The 24891-nt window shown below is 45.1% G+C and carries 19 protein-coding genes and 1 pseudogene; 10 read left to right on the forward strand and 10 right to left on the reverse strand.

Going from position 1 to position 24891, the window contains the following annotated elements:
- Window positions 1-59 precede the first annotated feature (59 nt).
- Window positions 60-1184, reverse strand: a complete 1125-nt coding sequence (locus AB6E54_RS05330; protein WP_372168788.1) for an ABC transporter substrate-binding protein — start codon at window positions 1182-1184, stop codon at window positions 60-62.
- A 211-nt stretch (window positions 1185-1395) separates the two neighbouring features.
- On the opposite strand from AB6E54_RS05330, the gene AB6E54_RS05335 reads away from it, so the two are divergent.
- The gene (locus AB6E54_RS05335; RefSeq protein WP_004732583.1) at window positions 1396-2124 is read left to right on the forward strand and encodes a UTRA domain-containing protein; all 729 of its coding nucleotides are present in this window, start codon (window positions 1396-1398) and stop codon (window positions 2122-2124) included.
- 103 nt (window positions 2125-2227) lie between these two features.
- On the opposite strand, the gene AB6E54_RS05340 is transcribed toward AB6E54_RS05335, so the two are convergent.
- The 4 genes from AB6E54_RS05340 to AB6E54_RS05355 all read right to left on the reverse strand — a co-directional run bounded on the left by AB6E54_RS05340 (window position 2228) and on the right by AB6E54_RS05355 (window position 5495).
- A complete protein-coding gene (locus AB6E54_RS05340) occupies window positions 2228-3082 on the reverse strand; it encodes an amino acid ABC transporter ATP-binding protein (RefSeq protein WP_372168790.1) in 855 nt (284 codons plus the stop codon).
- Window positions 3075-3740 carry an amino acid ABC transporter permease gene (locus AB6E54_RS05345; protein ID WP_017071256.1) on the reverse strand — a complete coding sequence of 222 codons (666 nt, stop codon included), beginning with the start codon at window positions 3738-3740 and terminating at the stop codon, window positions 3075-3077. Before AB6E54_RS05345 ends, AB6E54_RS05340 begins: the two co-directional genes overlap by 8 nt.
- A 115-nt stretch (window positions 3741-3855) precedes the next feature.
- A complete protein-coding gene (locus tag AB6E54_RS05350) occupies window positions 3856-4497 on the reverse strand; it encodes an amino acid ABC transporter permease (RefSeq protein WP_372157887.1) in 642 nt (213 codons plus the stop codon).
- A gap of 131 nt (window positions 4498-4628) precedes the next feature.
- Window positions 4629-5495 (reverse strand): transporter substrate-binding domain-containing protein, encoded by an 867-nt coding sequence (locus tag AB6E54_RS05355; RefSeq protein WP_102332332.1) that lies wholly within the window; start codon window positions 5493-5495, stop codon window positions 4629-4631.
- Between the two features lie 239 nt (window positions 5496-5734).
- Here AB6E54_RS05355 and AB6E54_RS05360 point away from each other — a divergent pair, with 239 nt between their 5' ends.
- Window positions 5735-7249 (forward strand): PLP-dependent aminotransferase family protein, encoded by a 1515-nt coding sequence (locus tag AB6E54_RS05360; RefSeq protein WP_372051396.1) that lies wholly within the window; start codon window positions 5735-5737, stop codon window positions 7247-7249.
- Between the two features lie 204 nt (window positions 7250-7453).
- On the opposite strand, the gene AB6E54_RS05365 is transcribed toward AB6E54_RS05360, so the two are convergent.
- Complete coding sequence (locus AB6E54_RS05365; protein ID WP_017065135.1) at window positions 7454-8770, reverse strand: aspartate aminotransferase family protein; 1317 nt, start codon at window positions 8768-8770, stop codon at window positions 7454-7456.
- A 362-nt stretch (window positions 8771-9132) separates the two neighbouring features.
- On the opposite strand from AB6E54_RS05365, the gene AB6E54_RS05370 reads away from it, so the two are divergent.
- Window positions 9133-9828 carry a sulfite exporter TauE/SafE family protein gene (locus AB6E54_RS05370; RefSeq protein ID WP_017066352.1) on the forward strand — a complete coding sequence of 232 codons (696 nt, stop codon included), beginning with the start codon at window positions 9133-9135 and terminating at the stop codon, window positions 9826-9828.
- Between the two features lie 12 nt (window positions 9829-9840).
- The gene (locus AB6E54_RS05375; RefSeq protein WP_017061222.1) at window positions 9841-10593 is read left to right on the forward strand and encodes an SDR family NAD(P)-dependent oxidoreductase; all 753 of its coding nucleotides are present in this window, start codon (window positions 9841-9843) and stop codon (window positions 10591-10593) included.
- Window positions 10594-10744: 151 nt separating this feature from the next.
- On the opposite strand, the gene AB6E54_RS05380 is transcribed toward AB6E54_RS05375, so the two are convergent.
- Window positions 10745-13177, reverse strand: coding sequence for a response regulator (locus tag AB6E54_RS05380; protein WP_372106686.1), 2433 nt, complete (start codon window positions 13175-13177; stop codon window positions 10745-10747).
- An 88-nt stretch (window positions 13178-13265) separates the two neighbouring features.
- Between AB6E54_RS05380 and AB6E54_RS05385 the strand changes: the two genes are divergently transcribed.
- The gene (locus AB6E54_RS05385; protein ID WP_065584480.1) at window positions 13266-14024 is read left to right on the forward strand and encodes an ABC transporter substrate-binding protein; all 759 of its coding nucleotides are present in this window, start codon (window positions 13266-13268) and stop codon (window positions 14022-14024) included.
- A 174-nt stretch (window positions 14025-14198) separates the two neighbouring features.
- Here the strand turns inward: AB6E54_RS05385 and AB6E54_RS05390 are convergent, their stop codons facing one another.
- Window positions 14199-14759, reverse strand: coding sequence for an NADAR family protein (locus tag AB6E54_RS05390; RefSeq protein ID WP_050643559.1), 561 nt, complete (start codon window positions 14757-14759; stop codon window positions 14199-14201).
- 189 nt (window positions 14760-14948) lie between these two features.
- Window positions 14949-15143, reverse strand: a complete 195-nt coding sequence (locus AB6E54_RS05395; RefSeq protein ID WP_017061218.1) for a hypothetical protein — start codon at window positions 15141-15143, stop codon at window positions 14949-14951.
- Between the two features lie 284 nt (window positions 15144-15427).
- Between AB6E54_RS05395 and AB6E54_RS05400 the strand changes: the two are divergent.
- Both AB6E54_RS05400 and AB6E54_RS05405 read left to right on the forward strand, forming a co-directional pair.
- Window positions 15428-16216 (forward strand): annotated as a pseudogene (locus AB6E54_RS05400) (ABC transporter ATP-binding protein); the annotation flags it as partial.
- Window positions 16213-16731 (forward strand): transcriptional regulator, encoded by a 519-nt coding sequence (locus AB6E54_RS05405; RefSeq protein WP_102320933.1) that lies wholly within the window; start codon window positions 16213-16215, stop codon window positions 16729-16731. The pseudogene AB6E54_RS05400 and the gene AB6E54_RS05405, both read left to right, overlap by 4 nt.
- Window positions 16732-17111: 380 nt before the next feature.
- Here AB6E54_RS05405 and AB6E54_RS05410 read toward each other — a convergent pair whose 3' ends face one another.
- Window positions 17112-19091 (reverse strand): replication initiator protein RctB domain-containing protein, encoded by a 1980-nt coding sequence (locus AB6E54_RS05410; protein ID WP_017061215.1) that lies wholly within the window; start codon window positions 19089-19091, stop codon window positions 17112-17114.
- Between the two features lie 1259 nt (window positions 19092-20350).
- Here AB6E54_RS05410 and AB6E54_RS05415 point away from each other — a divergent pair.
- From AB6E54_RS05415 to AB6E54_RS05425, 3 genes are all read left to right on the forward strand, one after another.
- Complete coding sequence (locus AB6E54_RS05415; RefSeq protein ID WP_017061213.1) at window positions 20351-21568, forward strand: ParA family protein; 1218 nt, start codon at window positions 20351-20353, stop codon at window positions 21566-21568.
- 5 nt (window positions 21569-21573) lie between these two features.
- On the forward strand, window positions 21574-22548 hold the full coding sequence (locus tag AB6E54_RS05420; RefSeq protein WP_017061212.1) for a ParB/RepB/Spo0J family partition protein: 975 nt from the start codon (window positions 21574-21576) through the stop codon (window positions 22546-22548).
- Between the two features lie 93 nt (window positions 22549-22641).
- On the forward strand, window positions 22642-24735 hold the full coding sequence (locus tag AB6E54_RS05425) for a GNAT family N-acetyltransferase (RefSeq protein WP_372106684.1): 2094 nt from the start codon (window positions 22642-22644) through the stop codon (window positions 24733-24735).
- Window positions 24736-24891: the final 156 nt, after the last annotated feature.

Genomic DNA, 24891 nt, shown 5'->3' on the forward strand with positions numbered 1-24891 from the left:
TCTAATCTCTATTGCTTGTTTCTATAAGCCACCCGTTACAGGTGGTGTGTTAAGCGGGGTTATTGCTGGTGAATCAATACGCTTTCTTGCCATTGACGTGGCAGGCGACGTGCTGATTTTTCCCATGCTGAGAAGTCATTCACTGGGTGAACATTGCTGTATTCATCGTTTGAGATCAGCTTGTCTTGTACTGATTGAGGTAGCGTAATGTTGCTGCGGATTGGGCGTGCGTAACCTTCTGCTAGGTTGATTTGGCCTTGGTCGCTGAAGATGTATTCACGAGCCAACTTCGCCGCGTTCGGGTTTTGTGCGTATTTGTTAATGATGGTGGTGTAACCAGAAATCACTGAGCCATCTTGTGGAATGCTTACCGTAAAGCGCTCACGGTCGATCTTGTCGCGGTAGTTCAATGCGTTGAAGTCCCACATGATCGCGACTTCCACTTCGCCTTTTTCAAGGTTCGCAATGCTTGGATCTGTGTAAGATAGACGGCCTTGCTTCGCTAGTTCACCAAAGAATTTAATCGCTGGTTTTAGGTTCGACTCATCACCACCGTTAGCAAATGCAGCCGCTAGAATCGCGTTGTTTGCTTGCGCGGCTACGCCGACATCGCCCACTGTGACTTTGTAGTCGCCTTCTAGTAGGTCACTCCAAGTTTTCGGCGCATCTTCAACAAGGTTGTTGTTTGAAATGAACGAGATAGTACCTGTGTAAGCCAGAGCCCAGTGACCATCTTTGTCTTTTGCCCAGTCTGGAATGTCATTCCAAGTGGTTGGTTTGTATGGCTGAGTGACGTTTTTCTTTACGGCCACACGTGCGAATGCGAAACCCACATCACCAATATCAGCGGTTGCGTTTTTCTTCTCTGCTTCAAATTTCGAGATCTCTTGCGCCGAGCTCATATCGGTATCCTGATGCTTCAAACCGTAGTTTGCTTTCAGGTCAGTCCATGTGCCTTTCCAGTTTGCCCAACTGTCTGGCATACCCACACTGTAAACTGCACCCTCTTTTTGAGCGGCTTCAATCAGTGACTCAAGATCAGCATCCTTCGCCATCGCTGGCATTGAAAGTGTTGCCGTAAGTCCTGTTACACCAATCAATTTAGCGGTTGTGCCTATCAATTTTGCAGGTGAACCGATTAATTTAGCTGGCGATACAGTTGAACGGCTAAGCAAAGTTTTCATTGTCTCTATCCTTCTGGACTAGGTCAGTAAGTTCGTTTTGTATGCTATAGCCGGAATGTGACGGTTTGCCGTAAGTTATTTGACAGTTCGAGTGCATTTACGTGGCAGTTATATTTCACTCATATGACAATAAGCCATTGTTTACTGTCACATTCCTGTTAACTCCATGGTTTACCTTATTAAGCACACGAACTTATGGACTAGATCAGTAATGAGAACATTGGGCACCGGGCAATCAGGGACACAGTTAGGAAGAATTAAGGCGAGTATTCGAGAGCAGCTTCAATCAGGTATCTTCATTGAAGGGCAAAAACTGCCATCAGAAAGAAACCTTAGCGAACTGTTTTCCACCACACGAATCACGCTCAAAGATGCATTGGTGTCATTAGAAACCGAAGGTCTGATATACAGAGAAGAGCGTCGAGGCTGGTATGTGTCACCCGAACGAATTCGCTACAACCCGCTGTCTCGCTCTCACTTTCATCAAATGATTCGCGAACAACATCGTATTGCAGAAACAAGGCTGCTGAGCACCCGCACAGAGATGGCCGCGGGCGATTACGCCAAAGCATTAGAGATAGAACAGATAACGCCGATACACGTGATTGAGCGACTACGCTTTATTGATGGCCGAGCGGTGCTGTTTGTTGAAAACGTCTTAAAAGCGCCGTTGTTTGAGAAGGTGTTGTCAGAAAACCTCACCATGTCGCTGACAGGCATCTACCGAGAAAAATACGGCTACGAGACCCAACGCTCGCGCTTTGATGTGATACCCACCTCTGCCCCTGCGCATGTCGCCAAGGCGCTGAATTTGGCAGAGGGCCAGCCTGTTCTTAAGATCTGCCGAGTGAACTACAAACAGGACGGTGAACTAATGGATTGCGAGTTGGAATACTGGCGACCAGACTCAGTAGTGATCCACATTGATAGCATTGGCTAGTACCACATCCTCTTAATGCGGTAGCAACACAAATACAAAAACTCCGACTGATTCAGTCGGAGTTTTTTAACAATCAAACATTAAGGTGCGCGAATCATCTAGCTCATGAATCAAGCTTGAGGAACTTCCTTACCCTTGTTGAATCTGGGTTAGTGAAGAACTTCTCAGGGTTGGATTTCTCAATCAAGATGCCCTTCTCAAGGAATACCACCTGATCCGACACCTGACGCGCGAATTCCATCTCATGAGTCACCACCACCATGGTGTAACCCTCTTGCGATAGCTTCTTCATTACCAGTAACACCTCTTCGACCAATTCAGGGTCGAGCGCGGAGGTTGGCTCATCAAACAGCAATACATCCGGTTCCATCGCGAGAGCTCTGGCAATCGCGACACGTTGCTTTTGCCCACCCGATAACATGCTTGGGTAACTCTCTAGTTTGTGTGACATCCCAACCTTGTCGAGTTGCTTACGAGCCATCTCCTCGGCGTCTGATTTCGCTATCTTCTTAACATGAACCAGCGCTTCCATGACGTTTTGCAACACGGTGAGATGCGGCCATAAGTTGAAGCTTTGGAAAACCATTCCAAGACGCTCTCGAAGTTTCGCCAACTCTTTGTATTTGAGTGGCTTACCCGTTTCAGAGTTGATACCAATACGCTCATCACCCATAAAAATCGTGCCGCGCTCTGGCTGCTCTAACCAGTTCATGCAACGCAGTAGCGTCGATTTCCCCGAACCTGACGAGCCGAGAATACTCACCACATCGCCTTTGTTGATGTTGAGGTTGATGTCTCGCAGTACTTCGATGCCATGAAACTGTTTCGACAGGTTTTCAACCTTGATGATCGTCTCTCGTTCTTCCAATAGTGGCTCGCACTCAATCACTTCCAAATTCACGCCCAAAGAAGGGTTAATCGGTGCTTCCGTTTCAATAATCTCTGATTGTTTAAGCATGGCTAAGTCCTCTAAGTTCAACTTTGGTTTGGATTCGTTTGGTGATGCTTTCAAGTGCAATACTCACAACCCAGTAGAGCGCGATAGCAATGATGAACGCATTCAATGGGATGAAGTAGGTCGATTGAATGCTGTTGGCGGCCGCGGTAATTTCTGCGACGGTGATGATGCTAAGAAACGCAGTGTCTTTTAAGCAGATGATGAGTTGGTTAGTGATCAGAGGAACCGACTTACACAACACGTTGGGTGTGATGACTCGTGTGAAGGTTTTGAGTTTAGAAAAGCCATAAGCGTGCGCCGCTTCGATGTAACCAGGCTCTAACCCCTTACGAACACCTCGGAAAATCTCACAGAAATAGGTACCATGATAGAGGCTGAGTGCGATGATTCCCGCAGTCACTGCATCTAGTCGAATGCCAACCTGAGGCAAACCGTAATAGAGCAGATAGGCTAAAATCAGAAACGGTAAGGTGCGCATCATGCCTATCAAACTGTTGATGGTGTACTTAACACCGAGTCTCGAGTTTTCGAGACAGTACAACAAACCAATGCCTATGACGAAACTCAAGATTGAAGACGAAACAAAAAGATAAAACGTGGTCACAAAACCAGAAGCAAACAGCTCTTTTTGTTGCCAGATAATATTCCATTCTTCCATATTTACTCCTTAAATTTACCCACTCAATGACGCTTCACAAGCAGGTAAATGGTGTAGCTGACCAAGTAGTGATGACGGCCAAACTGTTGCTGCTACTGTAAACAGATGTATGCACTTATTGCTGCAGATAAGTGGCTCGGTTTTCAGCCACAGCTTGCAACTTCACCAACACGCCAATAATCAACATGTAAATGGCACCGGCACATAGAATCGGCCCAAGTGGTTCATAGGTAACCGCAGAGATTCGATTGGTGACACGAGTTAGGTCGACGATGCCGATCACCGCAATCGCTGGGCTGCCTTTGATTAAGAACGACATCTCATTGACTAGCGCTGGTAGGCTCATGATCACCATTTGCGGGAACATGATGCGGCGAAAATAAGTGATACGTCTCATACCAATGGCTTCTGCCGCTTCCATTTGTCCTTTTGAAAAGTTAAGAAAGGCATTGCGCCAAATCTCTGCATTGAATGCCGATGTATTGAGTGTGAGAGCTAAAATAGCAGAAACGTGTTTATCTAAATTGATGCCAAATGACGGAAAAGAAAGGAAAATAAACAGAGCCAGTGTCACCAAAGGCGTTGCTCGTGCCCAGCTGACATAGATACCCAGCATTTGATCCACAAACGGGATTTTCATCATTCGAATTAAAGCAATGACTAGCCCGATGACGACACCTAATACAATCGATACTGCCGATATCCATGCCGTTGCCCACGCGCCCTGTAGCAACTGTTCCCAAGCGTAATAATCCATAAACGACCTCTTTGATAAGCGACTTCTTTCGATAGGTTTTGCGCAAATGACTCATGGGTTAAACCGCTTTGAACCCATTGGCATGGACACAAACAGCCGTTAACTGTTTGTGTCAGCGCATGCTTATCCATCTATTGGACTGCTGTTAGCTTGTGATACTGCTCAACGGAAGTGATGGCCTCTGAAGGCAGTTGGTCGAACGACTCACCGAACCACTTCTTCTGCAACTCCGCCATTTTTCCTGTTTGCTCTAGGTGCAGGAAAAATTCCGTTAAATAAGCCAAAAGCTCAGGGTTCTCTTTAGGAACAGGCCAGCTCACGAAACCAGGACCAGACACCGCCTCGCCTTTTTTGAACACCTTCGCTTTGGATTTCACTACCTCGTTAACTGAAACCACACTGTTGATCACATAGTCTATTCGGCCGATTGCCAAGTCGGAATACGCTTCTGGGTAGGATTGATACTGCACCACTTTACCCAAAGATTTGCCTTGTGCTTCGAGCATCACTTCGAGCTCTGGAAGCCTTTCTAGCAAAGCACTGCCCGCTTGTAAGCCCACTGTTTTTCCATCTAAATCGGCTACCGTATTAATATCTTCCGCGTCAGCTCTGGTTAAGAAGTAATGCTGCGCTGAAGCGATAGGTGGAGTGAAATCAAAGGCCTTCAAGCGAGCATCGGTAATGATCGCGCCAGTTAACGCCACATCATATTGACCCGCAGATACCGAAGCGAGTAGTCCTGTCCAAGGTAAGATCTCTTGTTCGATATCGAACTTCGAATATTCACGTAACTCATCAAGCAAATCTTTGTTAATCCCCGCAGGCTTACCGCGGTCGATATAGTTGAATGGAGAGTAGTTGTCTTCTGTCGCCACTTTCATGAAGCCTTGCTTTTCGATGGCTGCAAGCTCCGATGCTTGTGCGACTCCAAAACAACCCAGTACAACTGTCGCTGCCGCTGTTGAAACCCATGCCTTCATCGTCATTCCCTGTTTCATACGCTTTCCTTATCGAGATTATTTGCCTGCCTTTACTTTATGAACGGAATGCATCGGAGACGTAGAGCCAATTTAATTTTCAGGTTGGGACAGAACGATTTTCTAGTTTGGGACAACGTAATTTTCGGGGTTGAGAGAGAGCAAAACACACTCTTAAAACATCAATATGAACTCTGGCGCATTTCTTGCTCTTTTATACAAATTGGACTGAGGTTCACTGAGAATAAGGACTGTATCTCATGGCGATAAATCACAATTGTTTCATCGAGTTTGATTCCAAAAGAAGCCTGCAAGAACAAGTACGTAGCTATTTGGTGACGGCGATATTGAATGGTATTTTTCCGGCTGAACAAGCGCTTCCGTCTTGTCGTAAGCTGTCTAGCCAATTGGGTGTTTCACGCAATACTGTCTCGTTGGTGTACGACAGTTTGCTCGACGATGGCTACCTCATCAGTAAGCCTCGCAGTGGTTATTACCTTTCAGAAAAGTATGAAAACCCGAGTGATACTATCGACGCGAGTTTGGATCATTTTGAATCAGCCGACAGCGACAATGCACCGGATTGGAGCAAACGCGTTAAGCTGCAATTGGGCCAATACCCACGCATCGTCAAACCCTCGCATTGGAGTTGTTACCAATACCCATTTATTTTTGGCCAACCCTCTATCAATGACTTCCCATTAGCTCAATGGCGAGAAGCGACAAGAAAGGTCACCTCAGACCCACATGATCACCGCTGGCTTTGCGACAAGGTCGATAAAGACGTCGACATGCTGGTCGAACAGATACGCACAAGGGTGCTCCCACAGCGCGGTATTCATGCCCAAAGTGATGAGATCCTCATAACCTTAGGTTCGCAGAATGCGCTGTATTTGATTTCGACTTTGCTCATGAACCATCAGAGTCGAGTCGGAGTCGAGAACCCCGGCTACAAAGAAGCGAATCACATCTTCAATCTCTCTGGCGCGCAGTTACACCCGCATCAAGTGGATGAACAAGGATTGAGATTCAATGAGCACTCTTCACTGTGTGATCACTTCTATGTCACGCCTAGCCATCAAGCTCCAACCGGCGTCACCATGAGTGATGAGCGTCGAACTCAGTTACTTGAAATGGCCAAAGCCAATGACGCGGTAATTATCGAAGATGACTATGACGCCGAGTGCAACGTGGAGTGGAATCCTAAACCCGCGCTAAAAGCCAATGACAAGGAAGGGAGAGTCATCTACGTCAGCAGCTTCTCTAAGCTACTGGCACCCGGCTTGAGGTTAGGTTACATCGTGGCACCTGAAGAGTTAATCTACGACCTTAGAATACTGCGTCGCTTGATGTACCGACATGCGCCAAGCCGTGTTCAGATGGAAGTAGCGCACTTTATTGAACAAGGCTACTACGACAGCTTTGTGAGGCGCTTTAGGGAAAACACACGCCAGCGCTGGAAGCTGATCAACGATGCGGTCTTGAAGTACCTACCTGACTGCAAGCGACTGGCTCAAAGCGAGCAGGCCAACTCTCTGTGGCTACAAACGCCCAGCCACATCAATAGCCAGCGTTTAGCTTCACGAGCCGCCCAAAAGGGCATATTGATTGAGACAGGCTATTCACACTTTATGACGAATACCGAAACGGAATCGGGCTGTGAAGCATTGTCAGAATATGACCCCAATTCCTATTTTCGATTGGGCTTTCACGCCATCGACAAAGACTTGATCGCCCCCGGCATCAAAGAGCTGTCAGAGGTAATGAAGAGCTAGCATCACAAAGGGTTATGTAGACGTTGTTATTCAAGACAATGACGTAAAAAAGAGCATCAATCGATGCTCTTTTTCGACTATACCTAACCAATTGGAAGCTAGACACTCAAAAGCCAAGCACTCAGGAAAAATAAGCACTTTGAAAAGGACGGGGAATCCTTTACCAAAGTGCCTGTGTTTCTGTGTCAGCTATATTTTGAAGAATTAAGAAGCAAGTTCAAACAACACTTCATCAATGATCTTAACGCCTTTCTTTATCTCGCTTGGCTGAATAACCAAAGGTGGCGCAACGTGAATGCGGTTATTCACAATGAAGGTCAACAGGCCTCGCTTGGTCAATTGCGCTTTCAATTGCCCCATTTTTTCATTGCTCAAAGGTGTTTTACTTTCACGATCTTCCACCAGCTCTACAGCCCAGAACATCCCTTTGCCGCGCACATCACCAATCATAGGGTGCAACTCTTGAAGGCTCAGTAGAAGCGGCCCTAAAACGCTGTTACCGACGTTATCAGCGTGTGTGACAATGCCCTCTTGCTCCATCACATCGAGCGTTGCAACGATAGAAGCCATCGCCAAAGGGTGACCTGAGTACGTTAAGCCGCCCATAAAGAAGTTTGACTTAAAGTACTCAACGATCGGTTCGCTGACCACCACGCCACCAGCCGGCACATAACCCGAGTTCACCCCTTTCGCAAAAGTAATCAGATCTGGCACTACATTGAAGTGTTCAAACGCAAACCACTTGCCCGTGCGGCCAAAGCCGACCATCACCTCATCAAAGATCAGCTGAATACCATGTTTGGTTGCCAGCTCACGCACGCCGATAAGGTAATCTTTGGGCGGAATGAGAAAGCCAGCGGTTCCCGGAATGGTCTCTAGAATAATCGCTGCAATCGCTGTTGGCCCTTCGCATTCAATCACTCGCTCTAAATGCTGCAGGGCACGCTCACTCTCTTCTGCCTCAGTCGCCGCATTGAACTCGCTTCGATAGAGAAATGGATTGAAGAAGTGAACGTGCCCACGGCTATACTCGTTTGGAATTCGACGAAAGTCCCCCGTCGCAGCAATCGCAGTACCTGTATTGCCATGGTAAGAACGGTAAGCAGATAGCACCTTGTCGCGCCCTGTGAATTGTCGCGCCATGCGAATCGCGTTTTCGTTGGCGTCTGCGCCTGCATTGGTAAAGAACACCTTCTTAAACGAGCTTGGCGCTTTCGACAAGATGCGCTTGGCCGCCAAACCGCGAGTGAGGTTGGCGGTCGCAGGGGCAACGGTTACCAATGAGTCCGCTTGATCTTTAATCGCTTTGATCACTTGTGGATGCTGATGACCAATGTTGGTGTTAACCAGTTGGCTACTAAAATCAAGGTACTCTTTACCTTCGTAGTCCCACATTTTGCATCCTTGCCCACCCGCAATGGCGATAGGCTCCGCTGCTTCTTGAATCGACCAAGAATGAAATACGCTCTTGTCGAGGTCGATAATATCTTGGTTCACAAGCTGTTCTGTTGATACTTCCATTTCATCGTCTCCATTAACAACACTAGATTCACAGCCGCTCGTGCTTGGCTCGTCTTCGAGAATGAAAGACACAAAACACGACATTGAAAAGGCTGCGCTATCGGATGGAATAATCTTCATCCCAAACAGGGCGGAGGTCATAGTGTCAGTTTCAACAAAACATTGGGCCAGTACATCAGCCCAAGTCTCATCCCCGATCCAACAAACAGCCTGACCCAATCCAATCGTCGATCTGGCTCTATTCAAAACTCTTAGGTGTGAATAGATTGAAAGGCAGACGAGACAGGTCTCATCGAACGCTAATTAACGCAGCAGCAATATCAAAAGCAAAGAGGTGAGCAAGAGTGGAATTAGGATTAGCGATGACATTGATTCTGTTTGCAGGAGTAGTTCGAGGCTATTCAGGATTTGGGTTTGCGATTATCGTAGCGCTTTCCCTCAGCTTTATTGTTCCACCATTGCAAGCGGTAACCATCGCTATCTTGTTGGACTTTTTAAGTGCCTTTCCTCTGCTCAAGCGAAGTAAAACCACCATCAATATCCGGCTTATTGCGCCGCTGTGTATTGGCATGTTGGTTGCGGTGCCTTTCTCGCTGTATTTCATTAGCACGATATCGGAATCAGGCTTGAAGGCCTTTATCGCGATGATGTCTTTGGTCGCTAGCACGCTGATTATTTTGGACTTACGCCTCACTTGGTTGCACCAACGACACGCGTTTTGGGCGGGAGCCATTTCGGGGTTTAGCATGACCACCGCTTCTTCAGGAGGTCCGCCATTAGTGACGTATTTGATGAACCTGACCATTAAAACCAGTGAACAGAGAGCCACCGCGATTGTGTTTTTTCTGCTGAGTTCAGCGATTTCACTGATCGGCTTCATATGGATTGGCGCATTTAACCAAGAATCGTTCATCACAGGTTTATGGCTATTACCGGCAGCTTTGATTGGCAATGTACTGGGGCAAAAACTGTATCTATCAGTACCGAACTTGTCTGCAAAAACAACGACCGCGCCGATTTTGATCGGCATGGCACTACTTATGTTAATTTCAAATTAGAAGGATGTATTTATGGATAAGATAGCGTTCATTACAGGGGCAACCTCTGGTTTCGGCAAAGCGGCAGCAAAACGTTTCGCAGAAGATAACTGGTCGTTAGTGCTGTCTGGTCGTCGAATCGAAAGGCTACTCGACCTAAAGGAAGAATTAACGGTGCCTGTGCATGTAATTCAACTCGACGTTCGAGACGCAGACGCCGTAAAACAAGCCATTGATTCATTACCCGCTGAATTTTCATCGATTACCGCATTGGTCAATAATGCTGGGTTAGCTTTGGCACCAGAAGGCGCGCCTGATGTGGACTTGAAAGACTGGCATACTATGATCGATACCAATGTCACAGGCTTGGTTAATGTTACTCATGCGCTGTTGCCTACGTTAATTAAAAAAGGCGCAGGAAGCTCAATCATCAATGTTGGGTCAATCGCCGGACAGTGGCCTTACCCAGGAAGCCATGTGTATGGTGCCAGCAAAGCGTTCGTAAAGCAGTTCAGTTACAACCTACGTTGTGACTTACAAGGCACAGGGGTACGAGTGACTGACCTCTCCCCTGGTATTGCAGAAACGGAATTTACTCTTGTAAGAACTAAAGGTAACCAGACGGCTTCAGACAACCTTTACCAAGGCACTACACCGTTGTCAGCAGAGGATATTGCCGAGCAGATGTTTTATATCGCAACCTTGCCAGATCACATCAACATTAACCGAGTCGAAGTGATGCCGACACGTCAAGCATGGTCTGCGTTCGCAATCGATAGAGATTAAGTTCAAACCGACACATACAAAAAAGGTGGTCTTTTCAGGCCACCTTTATCATTTCTTTCACACGATACTTCAAATATAACCAACGGCATAAAAGACTATGTCTAATTCGCCTCATTACTCTTTTAATGAAAGTAAGATTAGAGATACTCAACTAAACAATGTGCTGCTCATGTTCTTTGTTTGATTCCGTCTCTTTCGACAAGAAACTCGCTACGATCTCTCTCAGTTTGCCTTGGTTAACCGGTTTAGGTAAAAACTCATCCATGCCTACATCGAAGCACAAATGCTTGTCTCGCTGCACGACGTTGGCCGTCAGCGCAATGATTGGAATATGCTTTGCAGCCCCTTCTTCGAGCGCTCGGATCTGCTTGGTCGCTTCGAAGCCATCGAGAACCGGCATCTGACAATCCATAAAAATCATCTCGTATTCGTTGGCTTTGAATTTCTCGACACCAATTTCACCGTTGTCGGCAATATCAACCTCAAAGCCAAGCTTCTTGAGCATCATCTTGGCGACTTGTTGGTTTACTCGCGAGTCTTCAACAACTAAAACTGTACCACTAAATTCTCCGGCAACTGCGACAGGTTTTGACTCTGCTTGAATTGGAGCTTGTTTATCGGCTGGTGTGGCGTTTACAGAGACAATGGGAGCATCTTTAACAACCGCTGCAGGTTTACTTAACGGCACAGGTTCATTGTCTTTAAACGCAACCTCTCCTCTGTTCGGATAGGTAAAGACTGAAGTATCAGCCGCTCTCGCGAGTACCTCACTGATGGTCCATTTAAGCTGATTATCTTGGTAAGGACGCGCAATGTAGGCAACAAAACCGACTTGTTTAGCACGAGCTTCATCTTGCTTTCTAGGGTCAGCAGAGATCATCACTAACTTGGGACACTCGCTACCAAAGCGTTCAACTAAGCTTCTCGCCAGTTGAAAGCCATCAACGGACGGCATTACTTTGTCTATCAGAACGAGATCATAAGGTGATGACTTAGCCACAGACTCTGAAACCAACTCTAACGCTTGGTTTGCCGTTTCACAGCACTCAGACTTAACGCCAAAGGATTGAAGCTGTGTAGACGTTATACGCATGTTCAGCTGGCTATCATCCACAAGCAGAACCGAAACCTTATTGAAATCGATATTGCTTTCATCGGCTTCTAAACACAGGTCAAAGTCAGCCGTAAAATAGAAGGTACTGCCTTTACCTTCAACACTGGTGAGTTCAAGCTTGCTGCCCATCAATGTCACTATCTTCTCGCATATTGTTAGACCAAGCCCTGTGCCTCCATAAATACGTGTGGTACTGCCGTCGGCTTGTTGAAACTTATCGAACACCGATTTCTGTTTGTCTTCTGCAATACCGATACCGCTGTCGACAACCTCGAACCTCACTCTGAGTTTTTGCTCAGGCTCAACCACCTCTTCCAAACGAAGCGAGAGCGTGACGTGGCCATGCTCGGTAAATTTAATCGCGTTACCTACTAAGTTATTTAGGACTTGTCTTAGTTGTATACCGTCGCCAATCACCATGGTTGGGATCTTAGGGTCGATCGCTAATTGGAATCGAAGCCCTTTCTGTTCGGCTTTCACTCGAAAGGTTGATTCAACGTCGGCCGCAATGCCCATCATTTTCATCGGCTCTTGCTGAAGCTCTAGTCGCCCCGCTTCGATCTTCGAGTAATCGAGAATGTCGTTGATTAAGTCGAGCAACGTAAGAGAAGAGGTGTTGAGCATGTTGATGTACTCTTTTTGCTCTTTCGGCATATCCATTTCAGAGAGCAAAGACGACAACCCGATAATCCCATTCATTGGTGTACGGATTTCGTGACTCATATTGGCAAGGAATTCACTTTTATTGCGGTTGGCCACCTCAGCAACATCTTTGGCTTTTTCCAGCTCTTGATATTGTTGACGAATACGTTCTACCGATCGGTTATAGCTACTCTCTAGAGTCGATATCTCATCTTTGTAAGTAGAGTGAGTTGGCGTTATAAAGCGCGGTTTGTTGTCTTCGACCTGTTGTTGGTTGATTTGGGAAGACATAGTCATCAAACGTTTTACGACAAGACGATAGACGATGGTTAAACATACGAGAGACAACAAGAAGATTTTAACGGCTTCGAAGGCGAGCAACAATAACACTCGTTCTTCAAAGTCATCTAGGATCATGCTCAAGTCTGATTGCACCGTGAGCGTCGCCAACGGGAAGTCTGTGCCGCCCATCTGGTGCACCATTTCCCAAGACTGAGAATAAGATTGGCCTTCGGTCTTTTGACCTAACTCTAGAATTTTTTCATCGGGACTTTCGATAAGAAGGTAACTGACCGAAGGGAGGCGAGAGATGCCTTCGGCTTGCACAAACAATTGCTCTCGATCTTCAACCCACAAACTTGCCGTTAAACCAGAAAGGTAGCCAGCCTTGACCTGCTCGATCTGAGAGCTGATAAAAGAAACTCGACTTTGGTACTCTACATACAACCCGAGACCTGTCACTATAACTGTGAATAAGGTACTGATCGCTATTATCATCCCGATCAACTGTCGGGAGAGTCCAACGTAGCGTTTTCCTTTTGTCACCATACACAAATTACCATTATTGTTATCCTAGCAAACTACAATTACTCAACTAGTATAATAGTAGTCATTCATCAAATAACTAGGGAAGGTTATGAAAAAACATCTTATCGTTGCATCCATAGTCAGTTTGTTTTCAAGCAGTTATGCTTCTGCAAGCGAACCTCTTCACTACTACATTATTGCGAGCCAAGCGCAACCTTTTCAAATCGAAACTGACGGGTCATCTCACAGAGGAATTGTTTCAGATATTGTGGAAGCCGTGTTTGATGACAGCCAATATGAGATCAACTACCACACCTACCCTTTTAATCGAATGATCGACAAGCTCGATGCGAGAGAGAATCCAAACTGGGTTACCTATGGCAGCCCTAGTTGGGGGAATATTCAATCTGCGAACCTATCTGAAGACCCGATTTACAATGTAAAACACGTATTACTCAGCAGCGGTAAAAAGCCATTTGAGTTCAATACAATCGATGATCTCGATGGGAAAGCCGTGGTATTGCTGAAAGGATTTGAGTATCCGAACTTGGAATCTTATATCCAACAGGGCAAGCTCAACGAGATTCGAGTAAAAGATTACACTGCTGCGTTTCGTGTCCTGAACCGAGCACCTGGCGACACCGTGTTTGTGGAAATGGAATCACGAATCAAATACAACCTAAACGAGCAAAAACTGAGTATTGATGATTACCAGATGCATGAGTTTGGTTCTGTCATCAATAACTACCCTATCCATTTGGCGTTTGACCCTGAGATGGATCCTAAGCTGCAAAGCTTCATCAACCAACGCCTAGACCAAATGAAAGACGATGGACAGCTTGACGACATCGTACAGAGTTACTTATAGCACCAGCGTAACGTAGAACTTATCAACGGATAGCTTAGTCACGTACGTTAACTCTCGTTGATGCCTGACTCTCTAAAACCGAAAAGGCCGCCCTGCTTCATACTAGATAGCAGGGCGGCCTTTTAAATGCGTCTAAGGAGTAATGATAAGCATGCCGCTATCTGAATCGACGAATCAGTGCGAAGCAATTAAATGCAGTTGCTGAGTGCGAAGCTGGTGACGCACTGCCATCAGAATCTTACCCAAATGGTTCTCGCCGGTTCCATCGCCGCCATCGCCCCAGAAGTGGTCTTTGTGCGAATGTTCTTTGATCACCGAATCTCCGGTATTGGTAAGAAACAGCGCAAACTGTGGATTCTGTCTGAACTTCTCCGTCACAATAAACTGCATCACTTCAACACGAATGTCATACCAATCTTCGCGAACTTGGTCTTCGTAGTCACGACTTAAAGAGAACGCTTCAGCAGGTGTACTGGCTTCCAAAATGGTATTACGTAGCGCTTCGGAGGCAAACTTCATCGCTTGATAATAATGTTCGCTGGTTGCCCAAACTTGATCACCCACCTTGATAGGACAAGCGGCAAAATTTGACAGGTATCCGTTCGGATCTTCGGGTTCGTAAAACAGCACTTCTTTAGCTTGAGCCACAGAATTAGACATAGCCTTCTCCTTACCAACGACATCGCATATTTTTGCTTTAACTTTAAAATTAGTGGCGTTGAATATGACTGTCAAACAACTTAGCTCAAGAGTATGCCATGTGCGTGTTTTTCATCTGAAAAGCGTAATATCACAAGGGATAGGCTAAACGGAACAGTGAGCCAAAGAATCAAGGAGTTGATTAAATCTGGATAGGGAACATGAAAAAATACTTATAAATCAAAGGGTGGCGTTGTGCCACCCTTCTAAATGCAATGGGGATTGTTAGTGAATAAGACCTAGCTCCCTCGCTTCTTCCAGACTCAAACCGCTTTCTCTAATTTCTCTTAGAGTCTCGATACGACGACGAGCTTCAGCAGACTTCATTTTCTTTTCTGGTTTGAAAGATACTTCTTCTTCAGCATCCCACTTGTTTGCAATATTTGTCATTTCATCATGGTTGATAGAATTAATGGACATGTTTTCCTCCGAAAAGCACCATGTAATGGACAGGTAATCTGTAGCAAATGCTTTTTCGCTTGTTAAGAAATTCTGTACTGAAGTGTGATGATTCCGACGCTTCACAAAGCTAATTAATAAATGCCTCATTTAAACTTTGCCAAAGCCATTTTCTGCAATTATATTTAAAAGATTCCCCATAAGAAATGTGGTTTGATCCAACTCTCATTTTCCCCTCTTTCAATGCAATCAAATCCGTTAGCTTTCACATAGGCTAAGGCGAGATTTTCGGCTTAGCCGGATAATCTGGCTGCGGGAAAAGCACCTGCGCACGATTGATGACCAAGGTTTACCCTGCGACAGAGGGAGAGATACTGTTCAAAGGCAGAGACATCTCTACGCTGAAAAGCCGTAAAGATATCTTGGATTATCGCAGCCGTGTGCAAATGGTGTTTCAAGACCCCTTTGGTTCACTTAATCCCACTCACACCATTGAGCACCATTTAACGCGCCCACTTAAGATCCATAAACAGGTAGCCACTAAACAGGCTCTCACAGAACGCCTCAAAGAGTTATTAACGCTGGTGGAGTTACCCATCGAAACGCTCGCCAAATACCCGCACGAGCTCAGTGGAGGCCAAAGACAGAGGGTTAACCTAGCGAGAGCACTGGCCGTTGGCGCTGAGGTTATTCTTGCTGACGAACCCACCTCGATGTTGGACGTTTCGATTCGACTTGGCGTGTTGAACCTGATGCAAAAAATGAAGCAAGAGTTGGGGATTGGCTTTTTGTACATAACCCACGATCTTGCCACAGCACATTACATCGCAGAAGAGACAGCGGTTATGTACAAAGGACAGATCGTCGAATGGGGATCAACCCAGTCGATCTTAACCAATCCACGACACCCGTACACTAAGTTGTTGATCTCTGCGGTACCAGATCCCGATCTGCCATTTGGCGAACTCGTCAAAAATGAGCCAAACTATTCAATAGACGCTGATCGTATTCGAGAGCAGAGCAGTGAAATACAGCATGAAATCAAACAAGTTTCTGATAATCACTTTGTAAAACAGTGGGATAACGTTGCATGAATGAACTAGACACTTGGTTAGAGCGGATCGGAGATTGGTACAAAGACCGAAAGCATGATCAAGTGGACCGGTTAGAACCTTTGATCTTAACGCCTCCAGATGCGCTCTGGGGGCCATTGATCACGGATGAGCAGAGCAAAGGCATCGCATGTTGGCTAGACGGATGCCTGAGAATCTTTACTTTCTATCGCCACCTCGCGGATTCATCGAATCCGGACTTGGCTTCGCAGGAGGCCAACAGCTCAAGCCATCAAGATAAAGCCTACCAATACCTAATGTTTGCCTACAGTAAGCTGCAAGCGGTGTCATGTGACCCAAAATCAGAAGCAGGATTGCAAGAGTGGTGTACACAGCGGCTACAACACTTGTGTGTATTGGCTTTGGAGTTTACGAACCAACAGCAAGAACCACGTTGGAAAGCAGAGTCTGAAAAATTGATCGAGTCGCATGTACGCTTTATGGCAACCCATCCCCGAAACGATGATCAAGGAATTATTCAACGCCATCTCCACTGATCAAGCCCTTCTCGATCAAGCATCAAATCAGAATCTCACCAGAGCTAGATCCGTAGAAAGCATGATCGAGCCTTGATCATGCTTCGACGTTTAACTCTGTAAGCTATTGAATTTTAATGATTGACTGAATTTTAGGCAAAAAAAAGCGAGTCCCTTGGGAACTCGCAAAAATCTATTCAGTATGATGTAACAAAATATGAGCCAATCTATTAATCACAAGAAAGGACAAAGGTTGTCTATTCGGGATAAATAATAATCAACTAGATGCGCTACTTTGTCATCACTTTGTCAGCGTTAGGTGCGATTTTAATCAGCACCTAATGTGTTCAAAACTATCCATTCAGCGACGGTAAAACAGGCTTATCGCGATAGGATAATGACTAGTGGCCAATCGCCATTTCATCGAGCGCAAGGAACACGTTTTCGTCTAAATGACCTTCATGAACTTGTTTACACACTTTACGACGCACCGCTAAACCAGAGATCAAACGTTCAATGGACAGATGTCGATTGCTGGTGCTATCTCGGTCGTTATATAGCTCAATCAAGCGACTCAGTGTTTCGTATGGGATAACGTCCTCCCCTACTCTCAACCAATCAAGCTTCTCAATGAGCTCTGAGCACTCTTCTTTGATTGAGGCATGTGAGTGCCCTGTCATAGCAGATAAAGCCGTTATGCTGCGTTCTAGGGCCTCTGCAGAGGTATATTTAGAGAGAGTAATCATGATCTCGTCAGCGTTGATCTCAACAGAGTGTTTACGCTGCTTAACTCGACGTCCCAATTTACCTCTTGGCGACGGTGCTTTACGCTGAATTGGCTCAAACTCACCGTCGATAATCTCAGACAGCTCTTCCAGTTTCTGCTTAGACACCATCTCGTTACGAAGTGGGTTCGGCAACGTTGGTGCCATATTACGCTTACCTGCGTTAGTGGTACGCGCTCTTGAGTAACGTAATACTTCTTCCACATTACATTTGATATCTACCTGATAATCGGTCGTTTTCCCTTTTTCGATCAACGCGGTGATCGTCAAGTGATAACCCCATAGATTAACCAGGAAGGTATCTTCTTGATCCCCGACTTCACCCAATTTTCTGAGCTCGCGGATCAGATCCATCGAGAAGCGACGCCAATCGATGTTACGCGCCAATTTCTGGTTGAGCTCACTGAGCAACATGCTATCTGAATGGCGACGTGCCATGCGGCTTCTAAAGTACGAATACACTTGGAAAACCAAGGTATGTTGCTTCAGGATTTCTGGCGGAAATAGGAAGAAATAGTCACGCGTCAGCAGCTCTTCGTAGAACGAAGGCTCCCAAACCAGGATGTATAGGTTCGGTTTAATGCGAATTTCGCCGTCAGAGCCTTCTGTAGGCGCTTCTTCCGATGCGGTAATGGTTCTAGCTAAGAATCGGAAACGATCACTCTTAAAGCCTTCTGGCATGTTCTCACTAAGCCAACGACCTGTAAGCTCGTGCAGTTGGAAATCCGTGAATTCGATACGATCAATACTGTCGCGGATAGAATCACGTGCAGGGCCGCTGTCTTTCTTGCCACGTAAAGACAAAATATCAGTGATGTAGAGTGGTGTTTTGTTTGGCGTGTGTTTCGCGTCTAGATGGTAATCATCTTGGTGATGATCATGATATTGAACGGTGAGAGTGAATAACGCGAATAGCGTCATCAGATCGTCAACGGTCATGATATTTTTAGAAGATCGTGTCTCGATCACAGCGCGAGTGCCAGAGATCGAAACCATGGATTTCTGGTAGCTCTTACGAGTTCTAGGTGGCGCTAACGCTTGATCAATAATCCCCGCCCAATTGGTTGGCGAAACAATGAATTGATCCGCTTCATCTTTCATCGTTGGTGGGGTATTCAACCCATGTTCATTCAGTAAGCGCTTGTTTACTTTGGTTTGAGCTAGGGCTTTAGAGCGCTTTTGCTTTTCATTTTGCTTCACGCTTTCTGTCACTAAGCTGGTGGCACCCAGCACCGATATCAATTGGTTTGGGTTCACAAAGCGATGCAACATGGTTTTACCAGCAAGGCCTTCTTCAAAGCGAACGGGGATTTGTTTGAACAATCCGATATTAACTGCAGCTCTCAGCCTTTGCTGTAAGGCTGCGCGAGTGACTTGACCATCGGTTGATTCAATAATCTCAGTGGTGGAAACGTACCCGTCTTTACTGCTAAACCCACGAAGTGAAATTAGGTTAAGAAGCTCAACTATGCTTTTGGTGACACCTTTGAAGTGTTGATATTGTTCTATCCATTCAACGGCTGTTTCAGATACCTCAAATAAATGACCATCTTTGTGGCTTCGTGCCTTAATTAACAATTTCTCTTCTGGTTTCATTTTTGAGCCGTATCACACTAACCGTAATTTCACTATAGTTCCTGAATGATAAAGAAAGAATGATCATAAATAAAGAGAATTTATTGGCTTTTAAATAACTGATCTTTTTGATTAATATGATCTTAAATGATTAAGTGATCTAATGATCTGGACGTAACCTTGCTTATAAGTGGCTGAATTTAAAGCATTAAAATAAATCGCCTTGGAAAGCATGATCATAAAGGTTCCGAAACTATGATCATTAAACTTAAGAAAGCATGATCACAGAACATCAGAACGATGATCATTAAGTCATTGTAAGCATGATCATTATTGGTTCGAAAGCATGATCATTATACTTATACAGCTTATCCACAGATCGGAATTCAACATCGGTTTCTAAGTCGCTTTTGAGTTGTCTAAGTGGACACTTGTGGTGGCAATCTATCGGAACAATGATCAAGAGAGCATACTTTTTTATCGTTCCTACCCTATTGAGTGCAAAATTTAGTCTGTATCCGCTGGAAATGGATTGCTTTGATGTATTTAGAGCGGGTGGGTCTTAACTAGGAAGCATGATCATGAAATTGTCATGTTTGTGTATTCTTGGTCTGTGTCGATTGAATTTTCAATCATTGAGCCCTTATAGGCGTTGAATCCCCATTCCAAAAGCATTTGTCCGTAACTTAGTTCATAAATTACATGCTTCCGGAACTATGTTTACTTGATCATTTTTCCGGAGGTTGATCATTTTCAATGTGCAGTTGCTCGGATCAATATTGCTCAGTTTACGCCTTGATCATGCTTCATAATTTGGCGTTATCAATTATCTTACACTGGATGTGCTCCATGATCATTCTTCCGGTTAGGTTCCAATCCTCTGTTGTTTTTTGACACCCCATCTTCTCTTCTGTTTTGAATTTTTTGGTCATTGAGTGTTTTTTAATTTTTATTGGATTGAAAATCTATAAATTCGAATGCAAATCACACCAACCGTAATCTACGGTTGTATTTCAATCGTTCCGAAGGTTTTTCGTTGAAATTCCATTTACATTGTAAATAAGTGATGCTGTAACATTTAAAATGTAGACTAGAAATAGCATGGTTATACATGATAGAAACAGTCATTTTTGTGTTTGTCTAAGGCGATGTTTCATCAAATTGTAAAAACGCGGTCTATTTTATGTGATTTTACTCATAAATGTATGTTCATGTTTTTGTTGTGTTTGTTGTTAATCGCTGTACAATTTGTACTTAGTTAATCATTACGGAAACTGGCAATGAAAAGAGAACAAACGATTGATAAGCTCTATCAGCTAGCCGAACAAACTCAACAAGTTCAGGCTGACCGAATTGAGATTATTTTGGAAGAGCGAAGTGATGAACATTTCCCTCCAATGTCTAAAGCTATGATGGAGACTCGTTCTGGTTTAACGCGTCGTAAGCTCGATGAAGCGATCACTAAACTTGAAGCTGATGGCCATCAGTTCACAAAGAACAACGCTAATCATTACTCGATTTCATTGACAGAAGCTCACATGTTGATGGACGCGGCAGAAGTGCCGAAGTTCCATGAACGTAAGCAGCACGCTGACAATAAGCCATGGATTATCAACGTACAAAACCAGAAGGGTGGTACGGGTAAATCAATGACAGCAGTTCACTTAGCCGCTTGTTTGTCTCTGAATTTGGATAAGCGCTACCGTATCTGTCTGATTGACTTGGACCCACAGGGCTCTTTGCGTCTGTTCCTAAATCCACAAATTAGTGGGGCAGAGCACGACAGCATCTATTCTGCCGTCGATATCATGTTGGACAATGTGCCTGAAGGCCAAGATGTCGATCTAGAGTTTCTTCGTAAGAACGTACTATTGCCAACTCAGTATCCAAACCTGAAGACAATTTCTGCTTTCCCAGAAGATGCGATGTTTAACGCTGAAGCGTGGCAAAGCCTTTCACAAGATCAGTCACTTGATATTGTTCGTCTGTTAAAAGAGAAGCTTATCGACAAAATCGCCGATGACTTCGATGTGATTATGATTGATACCGGCCCGCACGTTGACCCTCTAGTATGGAATGCAATGTACGCGTCGAACGCACTTCTGATTCCATGTGCAGCTAAGCGTTTGGATTGGGCTTCAACGGTTAACTTCTTCCAGCACTTACCAACGGTTTACGAAATGTTCCCGGATGACTGGAAAGGGCTCGAATTTGTTCGTCTAATGCCAACCATGTTTGAAGACGACAACAAGAAACAGGTGTCAGTTCTGACTGAAATGAACTACCTGTTGAATGACCAAGTAATGATGGCAACCATTCCAAGAAGCCGTGCTTTTGAAACCTGTGCCGACACTTACAGCACGGTTTTCGATCTAACGGTGAGCGACTTTGAGGGCGGTAAGAAAACTCTAGCTGTTGCTCAAGACGCAGTACAAAAAAGTGCTCTAGAATTAGAGCGCGTATTACATAGCAACTGGCCTTCACTTAATCAGGGATAACAACAATGGCAATTAAAACATCTGACTTAAATGCAAAGCTATTTGGTAAAGCAAACAAACGTCGCGTAGCAACACCACAAGAAGCGCAAACAGCGGCAAAAGAGCAGGCTCAAGTGATTGAGCTTTCTGTTGCTGGCGAAGATTTGGTTTCATTTGAATTGGTTCGAATTCCTGCGGCTGAAGTGGCTACTCGAACGGTTGTTTTTGAAGAGAACGCTCGTGAGCAATCTTTCTTAAACGAGCACGCGCTTTCTGATGTTCTTACAACATTGAAAGAACGTGGTCAGCAATACCCAGCGGTTGGTCGTAAGAACAAAGACGGTAAGATTGAAGTTCTTGATGGTAGCCGTCGTCGTATGTCATGTATTTTGGCTGACAAAGAGTTCCTAATCTATGTTGCTGAAAACATTAACGGCGAACACGCTAAGTTCCTATCAGACGTAGCTAACGCTCATAAACCGCTTTCTCTTTACGAGAAGGGCAAAGAGATGCAAGCGAAGCTGGATAAAGGCGAAGCTGAAGATCAGAAAGCACTGGCTAAAATGTTCCAGTGCAGTGAAGCTTTGGTGAGTGGTGCATTGAAAGCAGCTGCTCTACCACTTGAATTGCTACAAGCTTACCCAAATGTGAGCGACCTTGGTCGTCCAACTATTGTTAAACTGCACAAGCAGTTTGGTGGATTGACGAGTGAACAGCAGCAAACACTACTTACTAAGTGTGATGCTTCTGAAGGTTTCGTATGGCAGCGTAGCGAAGCTCAAGGCGTAACTCGTCTAACCAAAGACGTGACCGAAACATTGGAAGGTTGGATTCTTGAATTGGCGCCAGCGCCAGCGAAGAAAGCTTCTCCAAAAGTTGAGCTTATTAAGGGCCGCGTATCATACAGCCGCAAGGGTTCAAACTTGGCGTTGAACCTTAAGAAAGTTGATGACGCAACAATGGAAGAAATCCTCGCCTTCGTACAATCGAAGCTCGACTAAGTCGACGACTTTTCATTACTCCTCTAAAGCCGCTTTATGCGGCTTTTTATTTGGCTGTGATAAACTGTGTTTAGATGAATCTGGACGCTAACTATGACAAACCCAACCAACACTTTTCTACATACACTTTCTAATATTGCTCAGCATAACGATCACCGTTACGGCGTGGTCTTTGATGGCGATTTTTATTGGCAAAACTCTGCTGTTTTTACCTTCCTTCAAGATTCAAACACTCCGAGCATCTTCCAGGTTGGCGGTACGCCATTTGAAGGTGTGATTCATGCTCCAGTAAAAAAAGGCCAACAACTGCTTGGTCGTGAGTGCCAAGTTCTTGTTTGTGATTTTAGAGAGCAGTTCGATGCGAATGGTTTTAGTGCCGCGTTGGGTTCGTTAGTTGGTGGTGGGTTGTTGTTGGTGTTGCCGCCAAAAGTTAATGCCTCTGAAGATAGTGAAAGCTTTGGCCAACGTTGGTTAAAACGTCATTTCGATAAACTGATTTCTGTTTCACAACACAATGAAGCCGGCGATGTAGTTCAAGCAACTCACGCTCTTCCTCAGATGCAAAGCGCCCAAAACGGATTGGATAAATTTGAACAGCAAAACACGGCTGTTGAATTAGTCAAAAAAGTGGTGTCTGGACATCGTAAACGTCCTTTGATTCTCACTGCGGATAGAGGGCGTGGTAAAAGCTCGACATTGGGTATTGCCGCAGCGCAGCTGTTAGTTGAGCGTCACGGTTTTAATATTATTGTTACTGCACCTTCAGTGAAAGCGGTAGAGCCGGTATTTTCTCATGCTGGCCAAGGGTTGGAATCTTGCGAAGTGGTCAACGCTACTCACATTCGCCATCAAGGGGGAAGTTTGAGATTCGTCGCGCCAGATGAATTACTTAAATCCAAGCCCGATTGTGACCTTCTATTTGTTGACGAAGCGGCTACAATTCCAATTCCGATGCTTAAATCCATGGTCGACATCTATCACCGTATGGTTTTTTCGACCACGGTACACGGTTACGAAGGCAGTGGACGAGGGTTCGGTATTAAGTTTGAGTCTTGGCTTTCTGAGCATCGTCCGGGGTGGAAAGGCTTTAAGCTCGAACAACCGATTCGTTGGAATAGCAACGATCCGCTAGAAGCTTGGTTGTTTGATTGCTTCCTACTTGGTAATGACGCATCAGTCACTGAATCGGCGGTTGATGAAATCGAAGGCTTTTCTGCTGACGCAATCAACCAATTAAACTTGGGCGAGTTATCAAAATCAGAATGCTTGGCTAATCCTGAGCAGCTACAACAATGTTTTTCTCTTCTCGTGGATGCGCACTATCAGACCTCGCCAAATGACTTAATGCAATTTCTCAACAATCCAGCAATCCGTTTATACGCCGCTTTGCAGCAAGATAAATGTTTAGGTTGTATGTTAGTGACGGAAGAGGGTGGTTTGGACAGCGAGTTGATTGCTCAAGTTCAACTTGGAAAACGCAGGCCTCAAGGTCACCTTGCCCCTGTATTACTGGCAAACCAATTTGGCTGTACTCAGGCGGCGACCAGTCGGTGCCTTCGAGTTATGCGCATTGCTGTTTCAGCACGTCATCAAGGTTTGGGTATTGGCCGTTGGATGTTGGCTCAGTTAACACAGCAAACCAGCCAAGCAGATTATCTGGCGACAAGTTTTGGCGCGACCAGCGAATTGATTTCTTTTTGGCGTGGTAGTGAATTTGAAGCTGTGCACATCGGCCACCAGCGAGATCAGGCTAGTGGCTGTCACTCGGTTCTGATGGTTAAGGCGCTTAACTCAAACTCTCAAGGCTGGATAAGCCAAGTTCAAAATCACTTCGAGCGTAGCTACTGTTTTCTTGTTTCAGGTTCTTTGGTTTCACTTGAAACCGATATGGTACGAGCGCTGCTGCCAAAGAGTGTTCACACTGTTAGCGAGTTTGAAACTCAGTTAGTTAGAAATCACGTGAACGGTGGCAACAGTTATGATGCGATCAGCTTCAGCGTACTGAACTTGATTCTACTCAGCAACGATCGAAACATAGGTATTTCTGACTTACTCATCGCAAAGGTTGTTCAGCAGAAAGAGTGGGGGACTTGTGTCGAACAGTTTAATCTTGTTGGTCGAAAACAAGCAGAGATTCAGTTTCGTAAAGATGTCGATGCTCTGTTAGCAAATTTACAGTGTAAATAGGCTAGCCATCATTTAAATAGACTGACCGCTACAAATTAGATTTACAGTGTAAATTAGAATCTTGGATTTACACTGTAAACTGAAGCTCCATATTGAAATCCGTTTTTACCCTGACTATCTGTTACATCACTTCTGTTTCATCTCTCCATGACAGCC

It is taken from the genome of Vibrio sp. 10N.247.311.49, from assembly GCF_041467655.1.
GTDB lineage: Bacteria > Pseudomonadota > Gammaproteobacteria > Enterobacterales > Vibrionaceae > Vibrio > Vibrio crassostreae_C.